Below are 21,860 nucleotides of genomic sequence, written 5' to 3'. Positions count from 1 at the left end.
CCATTAGGTTTATATAGGTCTAACGCTCTCTTCATCTATCTGCGCAGAAAAACGCTGGCAGATGAAGCGAACATTGGGATCATCACTCAGGCTTTGGGAAGCCTGAGCCAATTTTTCTGCATAAAGTCTGTCGCGCCATTCGAGTGGCGTGATACCAGCATCTCCAAGCGTGACCGACAAGGTTATTGATGCGCCTAGTTGGATGCTTAGCGCTTCCAACAAGGCTGCTTGCGATTTTTCTGTATTCAAATGCGCCTGCTCAGAACGGAGACAAAGATTAATCTGGTCACCATCTCGTTCCATGGATGCATTAAGCGCCATTTGCTTTACTAATCGTGGTGCATCCAATGCGCAAGCAATACGGCTCCATTCGTCAAGTTCAACCGACTCTTTTTCGAGCTTGTCACGCATCTCAGGCGTGCGCTCATGTTGAAGCGCTTTTTTAATTTTGTCTGGCGTAACAGAAACAACTTTCTCTTCTGTCGATTCTATCTTGGTCGGTTTCCAACGATAAGCTTCATCTTGGGTCGCGGCATTTTCATTCGGCATCGACGTTTGTTGAAAAACTTCGGGATCAGCAGGCTTATGCTTTGCTGCGATCCGGTCGATAACCGACAGTGCATCACCGCCGGCTGTTGCCGCACTACCCTTTTTTGGCGATTGGTCCTCTTGTTGGCGGACGCGACTTCTCAACATGTTACGCGCGGCCACTAAACTACCAGCAGAAGAAGGCGATGTTTGCTGAGGCTGCTGAGGTGAAGAGCCCGCAGATGACTGGGAAGGTACATCGTATTCAGTATGAGACTCGGTTTCCCTTTGCGCTTCCATCTCCATCGCTGCCATGTGGGCAGACATTTGAGGATCGTCCTGAACCATATTTGGCTGAGGATCCGGCAATTGCTGCGGCCGTGTTGGCATCGTTTCTGGCTGCACGGCTACATGAGCTGGAGCTGGAGCTGGAGCTGGAGCTGGAGCTGGAGCTGGAGCTGGAGCTGGAGCTGGAGCTGGAGCAGCTTTGCTCACTGTTCGACTGGCTTCAACCTGTGCTTTTAAGGTTTCTAGGCGAGTATTAGCCTGAGGCACTGTTGCTGCAGAAGGTTTGTCTGGCTCACTTGAAGGAACACTTACTGCAGAGGGCTCATACTGCTGAGAGGTGACTGGCCTAAATGCCAACATACGCAGCAAAACCATTTCAAGACCAGCACGGCCATCCGGAGCATAAGGCAGATCCTGACGTCCTTGCAGTGCTATCTGATAGAAAAGTTGCGCGTCTTGCGGTGAGATAGATTGGCTGAGCATTAAAATACGCTCTGCATCCGGTGAAGTTTTATCAACAACTTCTGGCAAAGCTTGCGCCATAGCCACGCGATGCAACTGCCCCGCAATTTCCTTTAATAGTCCATTCCACTCTACACCGACTTCGGACAAGTGTGTCAGGCACTGCATAACATGATTTGCATGACCTTCAGCCAACGCTTCAAGCAACAAAATCGCCTGATCAGTACTCAAGGTACCCAGCATCTCTGTCACCTGCCCTTCCTGCACACTGCCATTACCCAAGGCAATTGCCTGATCAGTCAAAGACAACGCATCACGCATACTGCCTTCTGCTGCACGCGCGATAAGGGACAAGGCGCGAGGTTCAGCCGCAACTGCTTCTTGCTCTAGGATATGCGTGAGTTGATCTTTAATCTGCGTGGCATCTAAATGCTTTAAATGAAATTGCAAACAGCGCGACAAAATGGTGACTGGCAGTTTTTGCGGATCTGTGGTCGCCAACAGGAACTTTACGTACTCAGGCGGCTCTTCAAGTGTCTTGAGCAGCGCATTAAAGCTGTGACGCGAGAGCATGTGCACTTCGTCTATCAGATAGACTTTGTAGCGACCACGAGCAGGTTTGTACTGAACATTGTCTAAGAGGTCACGAGTGTCTTCTACTTTGGTGCGCGAAGCAGCATCAATCTCCAACAGGTCAACAAACCTACCTTGATCGATTTCCTGACAAGTCGAGCACACTCCACAAGGCGTTGAGGTCACACCCTGTTCGCAGTTCAACCCTTTCGCAAAGATGCGGGCGATAGTGGTCTTACCCACACCGCGCGTGCCGCTGAACAGATAGGCGTGATGCAAACGATTATGATCGAGCGCATTCGCTAAAGCGGTCAATACATGGGATTGGCCAACCACATCTTGGAACTGGTGTGGTCGCCATTTTCTGGCTAGTACCTGATAACTCATGCGTTATAAATTCTTTCTATAGTCTTTTGCCATGCTAGCACAGACACAAAAAGAGCGCGATCTTGACGATCACGCTCCTCTCTCTTTAAGTGTTTAAACGCTCGATTAGTGACCGTCAAACTGGCAGATACTGTATACGTCAATGCCACTCTCTTGAAGGCGCTTTTCACCGCCGATTTCAGGCAGATTGATGATAAAAGCAGCGTGAGCCACATCGCCACCCAAACGGCGGATCAACTTGGTTGTAGCTTCGATCGTACCACCAGTCGCAAGCAAGTCGTCAACCATCAGCACTTTGTCGCCTTCAACGATAGCATCAGTGTGGATTTCCAGTTTGTCTACACCGTATTCCAGCTCGTAGCTCTCACTGATCACTTCGCGTGGCAATTTTCCTGGCTTACGTACTGGAACAAAACCCACACCCAACTCTAGCGCCAACGGAGCACCAAACAGGAAACCACGGGATTCAGTCCCTACGATTTTGGTGAAACCTTGATCTTTATATTTTTCGACAAGTAGTCCAATGGTGGCTTTATAGGCGTCTGCGTTTTCCATCAAACTGGTGATATCGCGGAACATGATACCTGGCTTTGGATAATCTGGGATGGTTTTGATGCTGTCTTTGATAAATGCGATTTTGTCTTGGCTCATAATGACTCACCACGTTATGTGGCTTCCGATAATGCTGGAAGTAAATGACCCCATTTACGCCTGCTATCACAAGCCAGCTGATGGGGAGACGAAGGAGTCATGTTATGTATTTTCTGTGGCGCGGGCAACAGGTTCGATTTCACGCAAACGGTTAAACCAAAATAAAAGTGCGGCGCACATTGAAGCCAACATGACCTTGTGCCAAAGCTCAGGAACAATGGCGATCGAAAGAGAAAAGCTGAGCACAATAAAAAATGTTGCCCTGCGCTTTATTTTCTTGTCGATAGCCCGATGTTCATTCCAGTTATTGATGACTGGGCCAAAAGTAGGATGGTTATGTAACCAGTTGGCAATGCGCGGAGACCCACGCATAAAACACGCACTGGCCAGAAGCAAGAAAGGTGTTGTGGGTAACAACGGGAGAAAAATGCCAATGACACCTAAAAGCACACAGAGCCATCCAACACATAGTAGAAGTATTCGTTTTATCGATTCTTGCACTCTTCCTCCCGAAAAGGTCTCTACCTGCTTAGCATACCAATCCACGTCAAGGTTGCAGGCAAGGTTGGTATAAACAGTACTGCAATCATTCCCAAGAAATAAGCAAAGTTAAACGGGTCTTTGAAATTAGCGTCCATCTTTTTACATCCTTTTAGTTCTGACTTTATTGAGCTGGCTGCAAATATAACCGTTTAACGTACGGCTAAATACCGACAAACAGCAGGGTTTATCTCTTTTTGTCTTGATATATATCAGAACAAAGACAGTCGGTTTCACTACACTGTTTCGGTCACATCGCGCACCGAGACATCACAATGATTAATACAGAAACTGTAGCACAGCTACAACAAAAGCTCGCGAATGAGAAGGAAGCGGTACGCAGCAGATTAGAAGATGCACTGATTAGCCTGACTGGATTGGACGTTTCTAACGTTCCGACTGCACACCTTATTAAACTGTGTAGAAAGGAAAAAAATGCCTCTTTGCATGAAGAGGGTTTACGGCTTAAAAAGATAGATGCCGCGCTTTGTGCCATTCATACAGGTTTGTATGGTCTTTGTGCAGACTGGAGGAAGAGACAGAAGAAGAGGACATATTGTCTGATCCTGCCGAGTCTCGCTGCCGTGCTTGCAGAGCTCACAGTCGATATCGTCACGCATAAAAAACGCCTTTCGGCGTTTTTTACTCTTGGTCAATCACCCATATACGGAACGCTTTGCGTTCTTCTTTTGATGCCTTGGTGTACCAGAGTTTGAGCTGTGCAAGCGCGTCGCCGGTTAATTCCACTTTGCCAGTTTCAGAAACAGCAACGACAACCTCTTCATTGAGATCTTTGATTTCCTGGCCTTCGAAGTAGATACCGTTTTTCTTGTTGTACGTAGCCAGTGCTTTTGGGAGATCGCCATATGGAAGAAAACCCGAATTACCAGGAAGCTCATCGAACTGGAAAGCGACCTTTTTATCCGTACTATCTTTAATGAACCACTCTGCAGTTCCTTTTTTAAATGCTTTCTCAGCCTGGATATGTTTCCGGAAACGCTCAATAGATATAGAGAGATCTTGTCCCATATTGGTAAATTGAAACACATAAGGTTTAGATTCAAAGAACTTAGTGTTTGAACCATCGTTTAGAATGGATTTGTAACGGACAACCAATTGATTGCTTCCATCAACTAAATTGAGCCTATCACCACTACTAGCATCCACTTCCTTTCCGTTTAAAACATACGCTTGTAGATCTGTACCAATTTCAATTTCAGTCGCCGCAACGACAGAAGTAAAAACTAATAAGGCACTATATACGGCTAACAGTCTCATTAACTTCCCTTATCCTGATAAAAAAAGAGCTGCCACATAAGGGCAGCTCCGGCAATGTTTTCAAAGTTAGAAGTTATATTAGAATTTAACTTCCATACCTACTAAGAAACCAGTCGCATCGCCGTAATCCTTAGCATTGGTGTTTCCGCTTGCGTCCTTTTTCTCAGCCCAGCCCAGTTCTACATAGGTTTTAACATTGCTGTGCATCTTATAAGTTGCATTTGCGTAGATGTTGCTACCTTCAGAGTTATCGTCGTTCTCGCCGAAATTATAACCCAAGTAGTATTGGAAATCGCCAACGCCATAACCAGCAAGAAGCTCTACATAGTGTCCAGATTTGTCTTTATCTTGAGCACCGGCTGTTTTCTGCTCAAAATCAGTGTAAGAAGCGCCTACAGTAAACGCGTCAACGTTGTAAACGGCGCTCACTTGGAAAGCGTCTGACTTGATTTTGTCATTTTTAGTGTCGTTTACAGTCGGAGTCTTCTCCGCAGCGATGAAGTAGGCAGCCAAGTCAACACCAGCAAAAGAAGTACCTACACCAGCATCTGTGTGGGTTGCATTGTTAACTGTCACTTCGCGAACCAGGTTGCCGCTTACGTCTTTGAAAGTTTCTTCTTCAGAACCGTTTTGCTTTAGATTGTGCGCAACACCAAACCAGAATGCGTCGCCATCGTAACGGTACTTAATTACGTCATTGCCGCTTGCAGGCAGGCTGCTATCAACACCTTCCAAACCTAGTTCAATATCTTCATTGATATTTGTATCATCCCAAAAAGTGTACATACGACCAGCAGTCAACTGACCGAAATCGCCTTTAAAGCCAGCCCACAGTTCGGTGTTCTTTACAGAACCGCCTTCGTTTTCGAAGTCAAAGTAGCCAAGTGCTGTGAGGCTTTCGCTAACTGCCACATCGATGCCAAAGTTCAGCTCGCCATCGTCAAGACGTACATCCAAATCGACGTCTTGCTGATTAAACTCATATTCTTGAATGATCTGTACTTCAGCAGCACCGCCGATAGTTACAGTTACACCGTCTTGATCGTAAACGGTTGCTGCATTTACTGCACCAGCAGCCAGCAGAGCTGGTACTGCCATCGCTAGGATAGTCTTTTTCATGTTAATCCACTGCCTTTTCTTTATTAGATTGGAATTCCTGTTCCAGGATCCCTTTTATTTTGTACATGTCACAACGTCACTAAAACGTCACAACAAGTACGCTTAAACTTCGAAACTTAGAGTGCAGAGAAATCTAAAATCTGTCAAATCAATCAAAATCAATATCAAAAAATAAAAATAACCTTTAAATACAATCACTTGAATTCATTGCATCGAGTGTGGTCACGAAAATGAAACCACATTGTCAATTTTCTGCAAAGTCGATCGCAATGATTAATTAGAGCATAAAACCAATATTGGCCATCAATAAACACAATTTTAGAATATTATGCTACCCTTAGGCGATCTATGCAGTGAATGGCATTCCCTTTGGATTTCATAGTGATAGCTAATATTAGTTCAACTGATATTCGTGATCTAAATCGCACATTTCAGAATGAATGATCGAATACTTGAACTCTTTCACATTCTCCACGCGTGATATAATGCGGTTCTATAACCCAAACTGTGACAATCATGCTTAGTCCATCAACTAAAAAAGACATCCGCTCCAGCTACGAGAATTTGAAGGCGCAATTACAGAATTTTATTCCAAGAAAAGCGCAAAATTACCTCGTAGCCGAAATCGCCAAGACACTTGCAGGGGAATACAATCCCAAAAGACGCATTTTAGTTGCCGAGGCGGGTACAGGCATTGGTAAGTCAATGGCTTACCTGATGGGTTCTATTTCATACGCACTGAATAACAATAAAAAGGTCATAGTTTCGACGGCCACTGTCGCACTCCAAGAGCAATTAATAGAGAAAGACCTGCCTCTCTTTCGCCGCGTCGTTCCACGAGAATTCAGTTTTGTTTTGGCCAAGGGTCGTCAGCGTTATTGCTGCGGCGAAAAGTTGGCCGCAGCAGCCAATGCAGAAGGCCACGGACAACAAGCACTGTTTACTGAGAAGCCAAAAAAAACAGATATTGATATGGTTAACACCATGTATGACGCCTACACACGTGGAAAATGGAACGGCGACAGGGATGCTTGGCCCAAGAGTATTCCCGATCATCTCTGGCAAACCATTGTTTCAGATAAACACACATGCCATTCAGGATTAGCCGCTCACCGCAACTGCCCATTCGCAAAGGCCCGGGAACATCTCGACAAAGCAGATGTTGTTGTTGCTAACCACAGTTTACTGATGGCGGACTTAGAACTAGGTGGTGGCGTTATCCTGCCTGAGCCAGAGCACGCTCTTTATATGATCGACGAAGCTCACCATTTGCCGACCGTAGCACGTGACTTCTCAGCTGCATCTGCAAGTTTAGTAGGTGCTGCTTCCTGGCTGGAAAAACTAAACCAAAGTGCATCCAAGATTGCCAATGGCGGCGACATCAAACGCAGTGGTCGCTTTTTAGATGCGTTGCAGTCAGGAATCCAAGCGCTTATTCCCGGGCTTCGAGGCATCCGCGACATGCTGATTGGGCTCCCACTGAATAATGATGGTATTTATCGCTTTGCAGATGGCGAATTGCCGGAAGCCTTGCATCTCGAATCTAAAGAAATGCAAAAAGCAGCAAAAAAAGCTAATCAGTCACTCGCTAAGCTCCATGACCTTATCTCAGAACGTATAAAAGATGGAGAACTCGCTTCCAGACTTGCCGACCCGCTTCTTGCCGAGTCCGCCTTCTTTTTACAGCGCTTAGAGAATCTCGAAAAAGTGTGGACACTGATGGCACAACCCAATTCAGATAAAGGTGCGCCACTGGCGAGGTGGATCCAAAAATGTCCCGAACGCGAATCTGATCTGATAGTTCATGTATCACCGTTGGAGATCGGTTGGCGACTGGACCAACTGCTTTGGTCACGAGCAGCTGGAGTCTGTCTGCTGTCAGCCACGTTACGCGCTTTGAACTCATTTACGTATTTTTGTCGTCAGGTGGGACTGGACGAAAATGATGGCACCAAGTTTCTTGCACTGCCCTCCCCGTTCAATTACCAGGAAAACGCACGTCTGGTGGTTCCAGCCATGCCTTGTGAACCGCAAGACGAGAAGTTCACCGGTCATCTTCCCGATATATTGATGGAATACATAGAAGGAGAAACGGCAACTCTGGTGCTGTTTTCCTCTTATTGGCAGATGAATCAAGTCGCGGAAAAAATGCGTGCCGATATCAAAAAACTTGGCTGGCACCTTCATGTGCAGGGAGAAGCATCCCGCTCCTCTATATTAGAAGCGCACCGCAAGTGTTGTGAAAAAGGCCAGATCAGCATCCTTTTCGGAACGGGCAGCTTTTCTGAAGGTCTCGATTTGCCCGGGGAGCAGCTGACCAACCTTATCATCACTAAAATTCCGTTTGCGGTGCCTACCTCTCCTGTGGAAGAAGCACACGCCGAGTATCTTGAACGGAAAGGCGGTAATGCATTCATTCAAATTTCTGTACCGGAAGCCAGCAAAAAGCTTGTTCAATCAGCAGGTAGACTGCTGCGCAAAGAGCAGGACTCTGGTAGAGTCGTTTTGCTAGACAGACGAGTTGTTACAAGGCGTTATGGAAAAGCCTTGTTGGATTCATTGCCTCCCTTTAAGCGTGTTATCGAACACTAAGAAAAAGAAAAATGCTCGAACTTCTGGATCCAAATACCCTTATTATTTTGGGAATGGTCGCCTTTGCGGCGGGTTTTATTGATGCTGTTGCCGGTGGCGGTGGTATGTTAATGGTTCCTGCCTTGCTTTCCATTGGTTTACCCCCGCATATCGCATTAGGGACCAATAAGCTGTCAGCGACTTTTGCCTCCTCGACGGCTGCGTTTACCTATTATCGGAAAAAGCTGTTTTCTCCGTCATTTTGGATTCATGCCTTTATCGCCACTTTCATTGGCGCAATTTTGGGTACTTTGGTCGTAGACTATATTTCCACCGAGTGGCTCGAAAAAGCCCTGCCGCTTGTAGTACTGGCAACTGCTGCCTACACCATCTGGCATCGCCAACCAAAAACGGAAAACCATAATCTGCCGAAGGATGAACCCCACCTAAAAGAAAAACAGTGGGGCCAAGGGCTCACCTTAGGATTCTATGATGGGGTTGCAGGGCCAGGAACCGGCGCATTCTGGACCGTGTCTTCGATGTCGATGTATAAAATGAATATTCTGCTTTCGTCAGGTCTGGCCAAAGCGATGAATTTCGTCAGCAACATTACATCACTCGTTACCTTCATCATTTTGGGTCATGTGAACTGGGCGCTTGGTCTTACTATGGGTGTCTGCCTGATGGTAGGCGCTTACATCGGCGCACATTCTGCTATTAAGTTTGGCGCTAAGTTTATTCGCCCAGTGTTTGTCACTGTGGTTGTGGTTCTATCCGTTAAACTGGCCATCGACGCTTGGCTTTGAGCCCAATAGGTATTAAGAGCTATGGATCTATCATCCCTCAGAACCGAGCTTCAAACGCTGGCAAACCGCGCAGCGGAGATTGACCGAAAGCGCGGTGAGAGTGCAAAGCCGCTGTTCGATGAACGCCTGTTTTCTTGTCTCGCTAAGCTGCTTACACCCTGTGTGTCGGAAGCAAAAAGTGTCGTTGATACTATTGAGCGCGAGCAGGCAAGCGGACGCCTTTCAGCGATACGTGCCGAGCACCTATGTGAAAAACTGGTGAATCAAATCGGTGCACTTCAGCGTGAAATGGCAACACTGGCCATTCGACAGCAAGAAAAAACCATGACTCCTAAGACCGGTGTTTCCATCAGTCAGCTCTACCAGGATCTAGCACAGCACCAAGGTTGGGAAAGAAGACTGGAAGATATGGTTCGTGATGCTGAGGCCAAACTGGGGCAATATGGCAGCTTTGCTGAACAACAGCAAGCTCAGAAGCAATTGCTTGCCTTGGAGAAACGTCTATCGCGCTGTCGTGAAGCCAGACAAAAAATCGAATCCCGTATTTCTTTCCGTGAGCGCAAAGGCTAAAGCTCTAATGTTGCCGATTATTTATCATCCCATTTATTCAAACTTTCCATTGCCTGAAGGTCACAGGTATCCGCTACAAAAATACCGGCTGCTCAAAGAACACATTGATGAAATGGGCTGGCCAGTTAAGACCTTCCAACCAACACCACTCGATAGCGAACGCCTCAAGCGCATCCATGATGAAGACTATGTTAATGCTTTGGTCAGTGGTTCTTTACCTCTGGTAAAGATGCGAAGAATTGGATTCCCCTGGAGTAAAGCACTAATACAACGTAGCCTCACATCACTGGGAGGAACCACGCTCACCGTCGATAAAGCCATTGAGCACGGTGTCGCTGTTCACCTTACTGGTGGATACCATCACTCGCATAAAGACTTCGGCAGTGGTTTTTGCCTTTTTAATGATTTAATTCTGGCATCTGACCAAGCGCTTTCTTATCCCAGCATAGAAAAGGTACTTATCGTCGATTGCGATGTACACCATGGCGACGGCACAGCGACACTCGCTCAAGGGAGGGAGGATATCATTACTCTTTCGGTGCACTGCGACAAAAACTTCCCATCGAGAAAGCCAGACTCAGATATTGATATCCCTATGCCTATCGGAGTCGAATCACACACTTACCTTTCTGAGTTCGTGCCTGTACTAAAACTTGCTATCGCCCAACACCAGCCCGACATGGTGATATATGATGCGGGCGTTGATATTCATGCAGATGATGAGCTCGGCTATATGAATGTTTGCCAACACGGGATTGCAGAGAGAGATAAAGCGGTAATGGAAGCTTGTCACCAACATGGCATTCCTATAGCCGCTGTTATCGGCGGCGGGTATCGTACAGAACAAAGTGCTTTGGTTCCGCTTCATGCCGAATTGATAAAAGCAGCATTCAATATCTATTTTCCAAATTGGAGTAAAGAATCATGAGTCAATCAGGACTGGAAAATGCCCCTGATGAAATCAAACTTGCTGTTGATTTAATCTACCTTTTGGAAAGCAATGAGGTCGATCCTGAGATAGCATTAAAAGCACTGGAGATCGTCAGATCTGACCTTGAACGAAAAGTGTCGAAAGCAAACGATTAACTCTCAGTAACGTCTTCTAACTCCCTCGATTTAGCGGCTAGATTCCCCTTTCAAAAATGTTAACGTTGATAGTAAATAATGTTGCAAAAGCATCCTTTTAGTAAACTATTTGCCTAACATTTAATCTTTTAGTGAAATTTACAGATGCCAGAAGATCAATTTTGGAGTATTATCCCGCCGCTTTATTTGCTTATCTTGACATCAAGAGAGCAAAAAACGGCCACAGATCATGCTCAAATGGATTTGTAAGTAGCGCAATCGAAGCGCAAGTCTGCTGGCTGTAATCTCTGCACGGAAGCGTCGCCAGGACAAGTTATTTGTCCGAGGCAGAGAGCTGAAAAGGAAGTTTCAGATCCCTTGTCTCCTCCTTCTCACTCAACTGCCACTTTAAATTTGACGACAGTAGAGTTTGTATATGACGGAACTAAAAGAACTATTCGTTTCCTTTGTCGACGCCGGGAATGGCTTGTTGTGGGGAAGCGTGCTTATTTACCTTTTGATCGGCGCTGGTCTTTACTTCACTTTCCGCACCGGTTTCCTCCAATTCCGCTCTTTCGGACACATGTTTGAGCTCATCAAAGGTAGCCGTGAAGGTGCCGACGGTGGTATCTCCTCATTCCAGGCATTCAGCACCAGTCTCGCAGCTCGCGTGGGTACGGGTAACATGGCAGGTGTTGCTGTGGCTATTTACCTTGGTGGCCCAGGTGCAGTGTTCTGGATGTGGATTACTGCACTGGTAGGTATGTCTACCAGCTTTGTGGAATCTACACTGGCACAGGCTTACAAAATCAATCACAAAGACAACACCTTCCGTGGTGGACCAGCCTACTACATTGAGAAGGGCTTGGGTCAGCGTTGGTTGGGCATCGCCTTTGCTATCTGTTTGATCATCGCGTTTGGTCTGGCATTCAATGGCGTTCAGTCAAACTCTATCGCTGCGGCGATGAACACTGCTTTCGGCACTGATAACACTTGGGTAGGTGTCATTCTAGCGCTGGCAACAGCACCTATCATCTTTGGTGGTATGCGTTCTGTCGCCAAAGTGGCCGAGCTGATTGTGCCATTTATGGCGATCGGTTACTTGGTTGTGGCTTTCTACGTTATCGGCATCAACATCACGATGCTTCCAGACGTGTTCGGCACCATCATCGGTAGTGCGCTTGGCTTTGAGCAAGCAGCAGGCGGTGCGATTGGTGCAGCCATGATGCAAGGTATCAAACGTGGTCTGTTCTCAAACGAAGCAGGTATGGGTTCTGCACCTAACGCAGCAGCGACAGCAACCACCCGCCCTAACCACCCAGTGGCGCAAGGCTATGTGCAAATGCTGGGCGTGTTTATCGATACCATCGTTATCTGTACCGCAACCGCATCTATCATCCTGCTATCAGGTATGCTGGACTCTAACAGCGGTGTCACCGGCATTGCACTGACCCAAGCTGCTCTGGTTAAAGAAGTGGGTACTTGGGGTGCAGGCTTTATTGCTATCGCCATTCTGCTGTTTGCATTCACCTCGTTGATTGCCAACTACTCGTACGGTGAATCAAACATCGAGTACATCTTCAAAAGCAAAAAGGCCATTAATGTCTACCGTGTTGCTGTACTGGCAATGGTAGTGATCGGCGCTGTTGTTGATTTACCGACGGTTTGGGCATTTGCAGACCTGTCGATGGGTATGATGGCTCTCATCAACCTTGCGGCAATTCTTGCGCTGTCTGGCATCGTGTTTGCGCTGCTTAAAGACTATGAAACCCAGCGTAAAGAAGGCAAAAAGCCAACGTTCGACCGCACCAAGTTCCCGAAACTGGACAAGCAGATCGACAAAGACGTTTGGTAATCTAATACAAAAGGTCAACAGACCCAAGAAACACAACATCTAAAAAGGGAGCCGATAGGCTCCCTTACTTTTTAGGTGTGTCCCGGCTTATTCAGGGTGTGATTTTAGTATGCGCAACGCTTCTTTTGCATGCTCTACCGCATCTCGACCAATCGAAGTTAAATAACCACCGTCTTTTGCAGTGATCAGCTTTTTGTCATAAAGGCGTTCTGTTGCAGCAACAATATCAGGATCCGCATCACTGTGAACCTTGATACCCATGAGATCAGAAGAACGAGAAAACTTCACCAGGACGTTCATTTCGTCAACCAGTTCAGACGTAAATGACATAGCGCCTCCAACATTTATCCGTGTTTCGTTACTCTTGAATATAGTTGGTCGTGCCACATAGAATTTGTGCCGAGATCAAGAACTGATCGATCAGCACAATCAAGCAGCTACAAATAGACAGAAGTTTGAATCACGCCACATCCTGAGCACGTTTTCGACCTAAGAAACTGACTTCATTACCAGATTCTGGTGTCAAAGGCACCATTCTCGACAAAGTCAGTGACCCCAATGCAAGGCCGGTACCAACTAAGAAGACTGTTGTTGGTGAGTACAACCACACCACACCCAAAGCTGCAGGAATCACTACCGCCGCAATGTGATTAATGGTAAAGCTAACACCTGCCGTAGATGCAATGTCTTCCGGGTCCGCAATCTTCTGGAAGTAGGTTTTAATCGCGATCGCCATGGCAAAGAACAGATGGTCTACAACGTATAACACACCCGCCATCGCTGCACTTTCCACAAAGGCATAGCCGGTAAACACACATGCCAATCCGACATATTCCACAGTCAGGGCGCGTCGTTCGCCTACCCTGCCAATCCAGGCACCAATTTTGGCCGCAAACAGCATGTTGAAGAGATAGTTGACGATAAACAGCAGACTGACATCACCCACGGAATACCCAAACTTTTCAACCATCATGAAGCCGGCAAAAACGATGAAGATCTGACGACGAGCCCCACTGAGAAAAGTCAGACCGTAATAAAGCCAATATCTTTTGCGAAGAATCAGCCTTCGGGTCTGAACGTGCGGGCTTTCAAAGGAAGGAAATATCGCCCACAGCACAAGCACTGCCACCAAACTGACAAAGCCAAACAGCATATAAACTGTGTTGTAACTGACCGCCATCCATTCCATCAATAGCCAAACTGCAGCATAAGCGACAAGGCTTGCAGCGCCTTTCCAGGCCAACACCTGTCCCATGAAGTGTGCGCTTTTGTCTTTATCTATCCACTGTAAAGTCAGAGACTGGTTAACCGTTTCGAAATAGTGAAAGCCAATCGACATCACAATCGTGGTCAAATACAGTCCCCACACCGTTGGAAACCAGCCTGTCACGGCAACACCGAGACACATCACCGCCAGAAATAGCAAGGCAAAGCGTTGTTCTTTGATAAACAACAAGAGGTAAATCGCCGTAAACGCCAGGAAACCAGGGACTTCACGCAAACTTTGCAGCAGACCGATCTCTTTACCGGTAAACGCGGCTTTTTCTACCACAAAATTGTTGAGTAATACGTTCCAGACAGAAAACGCCATGGCCATGATAAAAGCCATTGCAATAAGAAGATGGGCGGGAGTTCTAAAGCGTTCCACGTTGTTGTTTCTCGATATTTATTTGAAGTCGTTTCCGCCAATGTAACTGTGAATTAACAAATAAGCTAACGGGAATCATTGAAGTTATTGTTCAATAATGGTGAACAAAAAAAGAGCAGCCACTTGGGCTGCTCTTCTCAGGGGGGAAATAACTGTCTGATTAAGCTTGGATACCAACAATCAACCAAGGTGCGTTTGGTTGCGTCATATCTCGCTCAAGGTGCCAAATATCAGTAATGTCTTCTTCAATACCTTCCTGACGGTCAGTGTAGCGGCCACTGAATTGCAGGCTGAGTTGGGCGCATTTGCTGTCGTAATCAGCGCGCACGATTTCCGCATCGACATACATGACTTCAGTGTGCTGCTCGCCTTCCAGCTTACGGCGCTCTTCAGCCAGATCGTTATAAAGCTCAGGCGTCACGTATTCCTGAATGGTTTCAAGCTGGTTGTGGTTCCATGCACCTTGCAGAATACGATAGTGCTCACGCGCACCGTTTACAAAACCGGCCATATCGAAGTTCGGCGGGAAATTGAACGGTACATCGTTATTCACTGCACCAAAGCCACCCGTCGAAGATGCCGCTGTTGACTCGCGGAACTGAGGCTGCTGTTGCTCGTGGTAGTAACCTTTGTTTTGCGGTTCTTGGCCACCAGCGTAAGCCTGTTGTTGCGGTCGGTTCATCGAACCGTTCTTCGCCGCCATCAAGCTCTTGAAGATCTTAAACAGCACGAATGCGATCAGTGCGATAATCAGGAAATCCATGATTTGGAAGCCTTCAAATGCACCACCCATCATGGCTGCGATCAGTCCACCAGCCAGCAGACCACCTAGTAAACCGCCCATTAAGCCTTTCTTAGAAGACGACTTCGCTGCAGCCGCAGGATCGTTCTGCTTATTGATAGAATTAGTGTTGGTAGGTTGTGATTTTGGCGCTGGCGCCGTCTTAAAGCTTTTGCCGAAAGACTTACCGCCACCGAACTTCTTCGCCTCAGCATGTGGTGCGGATACCACCATCAAGAACATCAGCGCGAACAGAGTAAAAAAGCGTTTCATTGTAAACCTTTTGTTTCAATGTCAAATAACGCAACAAGCGTAAGGTACTTTCATGCTATGTCAGCAGCACGGAAAGTCAAACCTTGTTACGGGCGAATATGTTACCAATCGTTTAAATTTTGCTTAAACAGCAATACGTAACTGCGAGCAAGATTTCTCCTTTTGGCGACTTTTTAATAAAAATGCGGTAAACCATTGAGGAGATAGCGCTCTCTAGGGAACGACTGCCTTACAATGCAGTCCATATTCACAGAGATAAAATAAACAAAGGTTGATGCGATGAACGATACACACAGTAAAACCGTCGGGTACATTTTATGGATCTTCGGTTTTCTCGGTGCACACCGTTTTTATTACGGTAAGCCTGTGACAGGAACCATCTGGCTCTTTACGCTCGGGCTACTGGGTATTGGCTGGTTAATTGACCTGTTTCTGATCCCGTCAATGGATCGCGAAGCAGACCTTCGTTTTAACAGTGGACAAGTTGATTACTCTGTCGCTTGGATATTGCTGACCTTCCTCGGTATTTTCGGTATTCACCGTATGTACATGGGTAAATGGGTGACTGGCATCATCTACCTATTCACTGGCGGCTTCTTCATCATTGGCGTGATTTACGATTTTTGGACGCTCAATGATCAGGTTTCTATCAAAAACGCCGAACGTTTCAGCTAAGCTTTTGCTTTCAAAGCCTCTCAGTTGTTGGCATTTAGCTAAACTGAGAGGCTCGTAACTTGCCCTTTCACGCCCCCACTCCTAGAATATCGAACATTGTTCACTATTTGCAGCAGAAGTAATGGCACGCAGGAACGACCACAGCCGCGAAGAGCTGGTAGAAATGACGCTTAACTGTGTTGAAGAGTACTTAAACACCCAGCCATATCATGACCTGAGTTTGCGAAAAGTCGCTGCTCAAATCGGTTATGTACCCAGTACCTTGGTCAATGTGTTTGGCAGCTACAATATTCTGCTACTCCATGTTGTGGCTCGTACTCTTGATGACTTACGTCATCAGGCCCAGCAAAAGCTAACTGGCACTTCTGACTGCCGTGAAGCCCTCTTTACCCTCGCGCACCTTTACCTCGAGTTTGCCTCAAAAAATCCTTATCGTTGGCAACTGGTGTTTGAGCACAGCATGAAGGGCGACAAGCTTCCTGACTGGCAAAGTGACAGAATTCAAAGTATGACGGGTATGCTGGAAAGTTTGCTCAAGCAACTTTCTCCAACCAAAAGTGAAGAGGAAGTGGTAGAGGCAAGCCGCGTACTCTGGGCGGGCGTTCATGGCATCACGCTGCTCGCAGTTGACGACAAGTTCTTCACCTCAGTGCCTGTCAATGGCGCAGAGCTTATTGATAATCTACTGACAGGCTACCTCAAGAGCTGGATAGACGCTTAGGAGCCGGGAAGGAAAGGATGACAAGCCAAACCGGGCTTCTGAAACAGCGACGTTTCCTGCCTTACTTTATCACTCAGGCACTCGGCGCGTTTAACGACAATGTCTATAAGAATGTCTTGTTGATCCTCGTTGCCTTTGCCGGCCCAGGTGTTATTGGGATAAGTACTGATCTTTTCATCAACCTCGCTGCTGGCCTGTTTATTCTCCCCTTTTTTCTGTTCTCTGCTTTTGCCGGAGAGCTTGCCGATAAGTTCGAGAAATCCCAATTCATCCGTGGTGTCAAATTACTTGAAATTGGCATCATGAGTCTCGCCGCCATTGCTTTTGTTTACGAAAGCTATTTGGCGCTATTGGTTCTTCTCTTTTTGATGGGAACACAGTCAGCGTTTTTTGGCCCTGTTAAATACGCCTTGCTGCCGCAAACCCTGAAGCCTCAGGAATTGGTTTCGGGTAATGCTTTGGTTGAAACGGGAACATTTCTTGCGATTTTGCTTGGTACCATGGTGGCTGGTGTCATCGCTAATCAAGATAGCGCAAGAGATATTGCTGCTGTCTCTGTGGTGGTGTTTGCTGTGCTCGGTTATTTGAGCGCCCGCTCTATTCCTGAGGTAGCTGCCGGAAACCCTTCTCTCAAAATCAGTTTCTCTCCTCTCCGGCAGATGAAAACCACACTGGCCATTGCCCGTAAAGACAAAGTCGTACTTCAGTCAATTCTCGGAATTAGTTGGTTTTGGTTTCTCGGTGCCAGCTATCTCACTCAGTTCCCCAACTACGCCAAGCTTCACCTTGGCGGGAATGAAGCGACTGTATCCTTCTTACTAACACTTTTCTCCGTCGGGATTGCTGTTGGCTCTTTGCTTTGTGACAAGCTTTCAGGCCATCGTATTGAACCGGGCATCGTGCCGATTGGCGCACTGGGTTTAACCATTTTTGGCATTCACCTGATGTTCTCGACGCCTGCGGCGCCTTCAACTGCGGCAAGCTTTGTAGAATTTATTGCCGACCCGTCACTGTGGTGGGTGTTTGTCGATTTAACCTTGATCGGCATCTTCGGTGGTATCTTTATTGTTCCTCTGTATTCCATGATGCAGGCACGTTCAGAAGATAGTGAGCGTTCACAGGTTATCGCCGCCAATAACATCTATAACGCTCTGTTTATGGTGACCAGCGCCATTCTCGCCATGGTTCTTCTGGGTGTTGTGGGCATCAGCATCCCCGAGTTTTTCTTGGTACTCGCCCTGCTGAATCTTGTTGTCACCCTCTATGTCGGCAAGCAGGTTCCACTGTTCGCTTTACGCTTTGTTATTTGGTTCTTAAGTCATAGCTTCTACCGTGTGACCCACAAGAATCTTCAGAACATTCCCGAAAAAGGCGGCGCATTACTGGTATGTAACCATGTCAGCTATGTTGATGCCTTGATTCTTGCTGGCGCTTGCCCGCGTCCCATTCGCTTTGTGATGGACGAAGATTACTACCACCTACCCGTGCTGAATTATTTCTTCCGAGCCAGCCGCGTCATTCCTATCAAAATCACCAGTGGCTCCATACGCTGTGCACTCAAGGAAGTCAAAAAGCAACTGAATGACGGCGAGATAGTGTGTATTTTCCCGGAAGGCCAGCTCACATCTGATGGTGACATGCAGCCATTCAAACGGGGTATAGACTTGATTTTGAAGCAATCACCGGTTCCGGTCATACCCATGGCATTGAAAGGTTTATGGGGAAGTTATTTCAGCCGTGAAGGCGGTCGTGCCCTCCTGAAATTTCCCAAGCGGTTTTGGTCGAAAGTGGAAGTCGAGGCGGGAAATCCGGTTCAGCCTGAAGATGCAAGATGCGACCGATTGTTTAGTGATGTGAAAACACTAAGAGGCGATTATCGTTGAGCCAGCTTTTCGTTAGCCAGCCAGTCAGCTAACGCGCGGTGGGAGATTTTTATCCCGCCATCTAGCAAATGCTTCGGTATCGAGTATGCGGCTTTAGGAACCTGATGGGACGGCAGCAAAGACTTGGCATAAGCCAGAAAGTCACTTTGATTAACATTGCCCGTCACCAATGCAACAGGAACCTGACCCCACTTTGGATCAGCCATGGGCAAAATGAACAGTTGCTCAATCCCTTCAAAACCTGAAAGCACCCTTTCAATACTTTCCGGCTGCACATTCTCGCCGCCACAGATAAACATGTTATCCAAACGTCCGAGAATCTGAAGATCGTCCTCTAGCCATTCACCTTTATCTTTAGTCGCAAACCATCCGTCCGACAAAGGCTCCAACTTTCCGTCAATCAGGTAACCCGATGAAAGCGTAGCTCCTTTCACCATAATTTCACCAAGGCTGGAAAGCATAAGTTCACGATACGGAAGCGGGCGACCTACTGAGAAGCATCCATCCGCCCGTTTTGCTGTGATGGTCGATGCCATTTCTGTCATTCCATAACCACACCAACAGCCAATACCTTTTGCTTCTGCTTCATCCACCAGTGCTTGGGGTATCACTGCACCGCCCAAAAGCACAGATGTTAACAAAGAAGGAAACTCCCCCTGCAGCAATCGCTGCAATTGCGTCGGTACCAGAGAAACGTGCGTCACGCCTTCCAAAGCTGAGCACAACGCATCACCTTTGGTGTCTGCAATCTTCAGAGCCGCCCCGCGTTGTAACCACCGCCAGATAATGGCAAGACCAGAAACATGAAATAACGGCAAGGAAAGAAGCCAGCAATCACTTTCACCAAACGGCATTAGTGAAAACAATCCGCTGGCACTCGCCATATGGGCATTGGCATTGTGAGTGACCGCTTTGGGTATCCCCGTCGAGCCAGAAGTCAGCACAAGGGTCAGAATATCTTGGGTATCAAATGGCACAACTACAGACTGTTGCGACTCAGTTGAAGGAAAAACGGTGCGCGGATCGATAATCATCTCAATCCCCGCGTTATCGAGCACGTCTTTCTGGAGTGCTGGAGAGAATGCCGTATTGATCAGCAGCGTTTTCACGCCTTGTTGCCAGGCAGCCAGGATAACCAAAAGGGTTTGGTAATCATTTTGCGAGTGGATGGCTACGTAGCGACTCTTCGGTTTGGGCAGCAGTGGCATACTGCCTATATCTGAAACAAGGCGCTGCCAGCTGATGGCCTCGCCTTCCAGAAATAAAGCGGTATGTTGGGGTTTAACTTCACCCCAGTAGAGCCAGGGCCAAGTGTCGAAATTTATTGGTGCGCCTGCCATACCACTTCACAGTCAGTCAGTGTTTTCAACGGTAACTCACAGCCGGGCCAAGCCTGCTCTAATTGCTCACCAAACAATGAGACCGTATCAAGCCCCGGTACGGTTCCCGGTGTTAGCCAGTGAGCGATGCGAGACAGTGTGTTCAGGCCAAAACTGGATTCAATACTAGAGCTGATCACCGCTTCCATACCCAATGTATGCGCTTGTTCAACCATTGCTTTCACTGTTTTCAGTGAGCCAACTAAAGTAGGTTTAATCACTATCGCAGACAAGCCTGTTTTGCATTGTAGCGAAAAGCCTTCATCACGCAGGGTTTCATCCCACGCAATAGCAATGCCGGTTTCTTTACTGAAAGCGAGGCTCTGCTCTGGCGTCTGACATGGCTCTTCCAAAAAGGCGATACGGGAACGGAAAGCGGGATTCACATAGTTGGCAAACTGCGCTGCTTTTGCCGGCGTCCACTGGCGGTTGGCATCCAGTCGAAGGCGCAAGTCTGGAAGGATTTCCAGAAACATATTCACCACTATGCCGTCGCGAATAGGCTCGTAAAGGCCCACTTTAATTTTCGCGACTTTCTCGCCCAGCAATTCAGCGAGCTTTTCAACCAACTCATCCGGATCGCCGCTACACAAGGGCGCAGCGAGGAAATTACCTTCAGCCGGGATTTCACCTTCAAGTTCCGCAAGTGCAACGGACAAACCAAAAGCGACGGATGGATAGAGCGATTCCCAATCTATTTCCCCGCTTTCCAGCCACTGCGCTAAGTACAGCTCAATCTGAGTTTGTGCTTGCTCGATGGTTTCAGTACTGAATTCCGGCAAAGGCGCAATTTCGCCTCTGCCAACTTTCTCACCGTTTTTAAGTTTGACAATTAAACCGTCTCGCCTCACCAGACGGGTGTGACGCAAAATCACACCACTGTCCATCGGCAACGAATAACGGTAAAGCGTTGCGTGCTTCATCTTTGCACCCTGTTATGGGTTACGTGGGAATTTGTCGAAGTCTGGGCGACGTTTTTCATTGAAAGCGTTGCGGCCTTCCTGACCTTCTTCGGTCATGTAGAACAACATGGTCGCATTACCTGCCAGTTCTTGTAGACCCGCCTGACCATCACAGTCCGCATTCAGAGCCGCTTTCAGGCAGCGCAGCGCCATTGGGCTGTGCTGAAGCACTTCACGGCACCAACGAGCAGTTTCACGCTCAAGCTCTGCGTAAGGGACAATGTGGTTAACCAGCCCCATATCCACGGCTTCTTGCGCATCGTAAAAGCGGCAAAGAAACCAGATCTCGCGGGCTTTCTTCTGACCGACGATACGCGCCATGTAAGATGCACCCCAGCCGCCGTCGAAAGAACCGACTTTCGGGCCAGTCTGACCAAATTGTGCGTTATCCGCTGCGATCGTCAGGTCACACATCATGTGAAGCACATGACCACCACCCACAGCGTATCCTGCCACAGAGGCAATCACAGGCTTAGGACAGGTGCGGATTTGGCGTTGGAAGTCCAGCACGTTCAAGTGGTGTGTACCTTCGTCGTCACGGTAACCGCCGTAGTCGCCACGGATTTTCTGGTCACCACCGGAACAGAATGCATGCTCACCCTGACCACGCAGCACAATCACACCCACTTTTTCGTCGTAGCGTGCATCGGCAAGGGCTTTGATCATCTCTTTCACGGTTTGAGGACGAAATGCATTGCGGACTTCAGGACGGTCGATGGTGATTCGAGCGATACCGTCTTCCGATTTTTCAAAAAGGATATCTTCATAGCCTTCAGAGCAATCACTCCACACCACTGGTGCATACAGTTCCTGTTCGGTTAAGCCTGTTGTTCTAGCCATAGCGT

The 21,860-nt window shown here is 47.5% G+C and carries 20 protein-coding genes; 9 read left to right on the top strand and 11 right to left on the bottom strand.

Annotated features, from left to right (window positions below):
• Positions 1-9: 9 nt before the first annotated feature.
• The 5 genes from dnaX to K6Q96_RS04790 form a co-directional block, all read right to left on the bottom strand.
• Positions 10-2,238 (bottom strand): DNA polymerase III subunit gamma/tau, encoded by a 2,229-nt coding sequence (gene dnaX, locus K6Q96_RS04810; RefSeq protein ID WP_251878239.1) that lies wholly within the window; start codon positions 2,236-2,238, stop codon positions 10-12.
• Between the two features lie 105 nt (positions 2,239-2,343).
• Entirely contained in the window at positions 2,344-2,889 is a 546-nt protein-coding gene (gene apt, locus K6Q96_RS04805) for an adenine phosphoribosyltransferase (RefSeq protein ID WP_251878237.1), read from the bottom strand.
• Positions 2,890-2,991: 102 nt separating this feature from the next.
• Entirely contained in the window at positions 2,992-3,390 is a 399-nt protein-coding gene (locus tag K6Q96_RS04800; protein WP_251878235.1) for a YbaN family protein, read from the bottom strand.
• Between the two features lie 681 nt (positions 3,391-4,071).
• Positions 4,072-4,707, bottom strand: coding sequence for a YccT family protein (locus K6Q96_RS04795; protein ID WP_251878233.1), 636 nt, complete (start codon positions 4,705-4,707; stop codon positions 4,072-4,074).
• Between the two features lie 78 nt (positions 4,708-4,785).
• On the bottom strand, positions 4,786-5,826 hold the full coding sequence (locus K6Q96_RS04790) for a porin (protein WP_251878231.1): 1,041 nt from the start codon (positions 5,824-5,826) through the stop codon (positions 4,786-4,788).
• A gap of 516 nt (positions 5,827-6,342) precedes the next feature.
• Here K6Q96_RS04790 and dinG point away from each other — a divergent pair.
• From dinG to K6Q96_RS04760, 6 genes are all read left to right on the top strand, one after another.
• The gene (gene dinG / locus K6Q96_RS04785; protein ID WP_251878230.1) at positions 6,343-8,418 is read left to right on the top strand and encodes an ATP-dependent DNA helicase DinG; all 2,076 of its coding nucleotides are present in this window, start codon (positions 6,343-6,345) and stop codon (positions 8,416-8,418) included.
• Between the two features lie 11 nt (positions 8,419-8,429).
• Complete coding sequence (locus K6Q96_RS04780) at positions 8,430-9,203, top strand: sulfite exporter TauE/SafE family protein (protein WP_251878227.1); 774 nt, start codon at positions 8,430-8,432, stop codon at positions 9,201-9,203.
• 21 nt (positions 9,204-9,224) lie between these two features.
• Positions 9,225-9,773 (top strand): primosomal replication protein PriC, encoded by a 549-nt coding sequence (gene priC / locus K6Q96_RS04775; RefSeq protein WP_251878225.1) that lies wholly within the window; start codon positions 9,225-9,227, stop codon positions 9,771-9,773.
• Between the two features lie 7 nt (positions 9,774-9,780).
• Complete coding sequence (locus tag K6Q96_RS04770; protein WP_251878224.1) at positions 9,781-10,701, top strand: histone deacetylase family protein; 921 nt, start codon at positions 9,781-9,783, stop codon at positions 10,699-10,701.
• A complete protein-coding gene (gene rsmS, locus K6Q96_RS04765) occupies positions 10,698-10,859 on the top strand; it encodes a pleiotropic regulatory protein RsmS (protein WP_251878222.1) in 162 nt (53 codons plus the stop codon). Before K6Q96_RS04770 ends, rsmS begins: the two co-directional genes overlap by 4 nt.
• A 415-nt stretch (positions 10,860-11,274) precedes the next feature.
• A complete protein-coding gene (locus K6Q96_RS04760) occupies positions 11,275-12,693 on the top strand; it encodes an alanine/glycine:cation symporter family protein (protein WP_251878220.1) in 1,419 nt (472 codons plus the stop codon).
• 87 nt (positions 12,694-12,780) lie between these two features.
• On the opposite strand, the gene K6Q96_RS04755 is transcribed toward K6Q96_RS04760, so the two are convergent.
• The 3 genes from K6Q96_RS04755 to K6Q96_RS04745 form a co-directional block, all read right to left on the bottom strand.
• Positions 12,781-13,023: a TIGR02647 family protein gene (locus K6Q96_RS04755; RefSeq protein WP_251878218.1), complete on the bottom strand. Its 243-nt coding sequence runs from the start codon at positions 13,021-13,023 to the stop codon at positions 12,781-12,783.
• Between the two features lie 130 nt (positions 13,024-13,153).
• A complete protein-coding gene (locus tag K6Q96_RS04750; protein WP_353621777.1) occupies positions 13,154-14,341 on the bottom strand; it encodes an MFS transporter in 1,188 nt (395 codons plus the stop codon).
• A 160-nt stretch (positions 14,342-14,501) separates the two neighbouring features.
• On the bottom strand, positions 14,502-15,395 hold the full coding sequence (locus K6Q96_RS04745; RefSeq protein WP_251878216.1) for a Tim44 domain-containing protein: 894 nt from the start codon (positions 15,393-15,395) through the stop codon (positions 14,502-14,504).
• Between the two features lie 279 nt (positions 15,396-15,674).
• On the opposite strand from K6Q96_RS04745, the gene K6Q96_RS04740 reads away from it, so the two are divergent.
• The 3 genes from K6Q96_RS04740 (at position 15,675) to K6Q96_RS04730 (ending at position 18,674) form a co-directional block, all read left to right on the top strand.
• Complete coding sequence (locus K6Q96_RS04740; RefSeq protein WP_062663187.1) at positions 15,675-16,070, top strand: NINE protein; 396 nt, start codon at positions 15,675-15,677, stop codon at positions 16,068-16,070.
• A gap of 121 nt (positions 16,071-16,191) precedes the next feature.
• Positions 16,192-16,791: a TetR/AcrR family transcriptional regulator gene (locus tag K6Q96_RS04735; RefSeq protein WP_251878215.1), complete on the top strand. Its 600-nt coding sequence runs from the start codon at positions 16,192-16,194 to the stop codon at positions 16,789-16,791.
• 17 nt (positions 16,792-16,808) lie between these two features.
• The gene (locus K6Q96_RS04730) at positions 16,809-18,674 is read left to right on the top strand and encodes an MFS transporter (RefSeq protein ID WP_251878213.1); all 1,866 of its coding nucleotides are present in this window, start codon (positions 16,809-16,811) and stop codon (positions 18,672-18,674) included.
• Here K6Q96_RS04730 and menE read toward each other — a convergent pair.
• From menE to menB, 3 genes are read right to left on the bottom strand one after another with little or no spacing between them, the layout of a single operon-like run.
• A complete protein-coding gene (menE, locus tag K6Q96_RS04725; RefSeq protein ID WP_251878211.1) occupies positions 18,665-20,014 on the bottom strand; it encodes an o-succinylbenzoate--CoA ligase in 1,350 nt (449 codons plus the stop codon). The two genes, K6Q96_RS04730 and menE, sit on opposite strands and share 10 nt — an antisense overlap.
• Positions 19,996-20,976 carry an o-succinylbenzoate synthase gene (gene menC / locus K6Q96_RS04720; protein ID WP_251878209.1) on the bottom strand — a complete coding sequence of 327 codons (981 nt, stop codon included), beginning with the start codon at positions 20,974-20,976 and terminating at the stop codon, positions 19,996-19,998. Before menC ends, menE begins: the two co-directional genes overlap by 19 nt.
• A 12-nt stretch (positions 20,977-20,988) precedes the next feature.
• Positions 20,989-21,855, bottom strand: a complete 867-nt coding sequence (gene menB / locus K6Q96_RS04715; RefSeq protein WP_251878207.1) for a 1,4-dihydroxy-2-naphthoyl-CoA synthase — start codon at positions 21,853-21,855, stop codon at positions 20,989-20,991.
• Positions 21,856-21,860 lie beyond the last annotated feature (5 nt).

The sequence above is a fragment of the Grimontia kaedaensis genome, assembly GCF_023746615.1.
Taxonomy (GTDB): Bacteria; Pseudomonadota; Gammaproteobacteria; order Enterobacterales; family Vibrionaceae; genus Enterovibrio; species Enterovibrio kaedaensis.
The sequence above is the reverse complement of the archived record's forward strand: the minus strand, read 5'-3'. Positions and strand labels throughout refer to the sequence as shown.

Bases quoted from the DNA above. Each gene is read 5' to 3' on its own strand.
- K6Q96_RS04745 (WP_251878216.1), bottom strand. From the start codon at position 15,395: ATGAAACGCTTTTTTACTCTGTTCGCGCTGATGTTCTTGATGGTGGTA.
- K6Q96_RS04790 (WP_251878231.1), bottom strand. From the start codon at position 5,826: ATGAAAAAGACTATCCTAGCGATGGCAGTACCAGCTCTGCTGGCTGCT.
- priC (WP_251878225.1), top strand. From the start codon at position 9,225: ATGGATCTATCATCCCTCAGAACCGAGCTTCAAACGCTGGCAAACCGC.
- dinG (WP_251878230.1), top strand. From the start codon at position 6,343: ATGCTTAGTCCATCAACTAAAAAAGACATCCGCTCCAGCTACGAGAAT.
- dnaX (WP_251878239.1), bottom strand. From the start codon at position 2,238: ATGAGTTATCAGGTACTAGCCAGAAAATGGCGACCACACCAGTTCCAA.
- K6Q96_RS04755 (WP_251878218.1), bottom strand. From the start codon at position 13,023: ATGTCATTTACGTCTGAACTGGTTGACGAAATGAACGTCCTGGTGAAG.
- menB (WP_251878207.1), bottom strand. From the start codon at position 21,855: ATGGCTAGAACAACAGGCTTAACCGAACAGGAACTGTATGCACCAGTG.
- menC (WP_251878209.1), bottom strand. From the start codon at position 20,976: ATGAAGCACGCAACGCTTTACCGTTATTCGTTGCCGATGGACAGTGGT.
- K6Q96_RS04730 (WP_251878213.1), top strand. From the start codon at position 16,809: ATGACAAGCCAAACCGGGCTTCTGAAACAGCGACGTTTCCTGCCTTAC.
- K6Q96_RS04740 (WP_062663187.1), top strand. From the start codon at position 15,675: ATGAACGATACACACAGTAAAACCGTCGGGTACATTTTATGGATCTTC.
- K6Q96_RS04795 (WP_251878233.1), bottom strand. From the start codon at position 4,707: ATGAGACTGTTAGCCGTATATAGTGCCTTATTAGTTTTTACTTCTGTC.
- K6Q96_RS04760 (WP_251878220.1), top strand. From the start codon at position 11,275: ATGACGGAACTAAAAGAACTATTCGTTTCCTTTGTCGACGCCGGGAAT.
- K6Q96_RS04770 (WP_251878224.1), top strand. From the start codon at position 9,781: ATGTTGCCGATTATTTATCATCCCATTTATTCAAACTTTCCATTGCCT.
- rsmS (WP_251878222.1), top strand. From the start codon at position 10,698: ATGAGTCAATCAGGACTGGAAAATGCCCCTGATGAAATCAAACTTGCT.
- menE (WP_251878211.1), bottom strand. From the start codon at position 20,014: ATGGCAGGCGCACCAATAAATTTCGACACTTGGCCCTGGCTCTACTGG.
- K6Q96_RS04780 (WP_251878227.1), top strand. From the start codon at position 8,430: ATGCTCGAACTTCTGGATCCAAATACCCTTATTATTTTGGGAATGGTC.
- apt (WP_251878237.1), bottom strand. From the start codon at position 2,889: ATGAGCCAAGACAAAATCGCATTTATCAAAGACAGCATCAAAACCATC.
- K6Q96_RS04735 (WP_251878215.1), top strand. From the start codon at position 16,192: ATGGCACGCAGGAACGACCACAGCCGCGAAGAGCTGGTAGAAATGACG.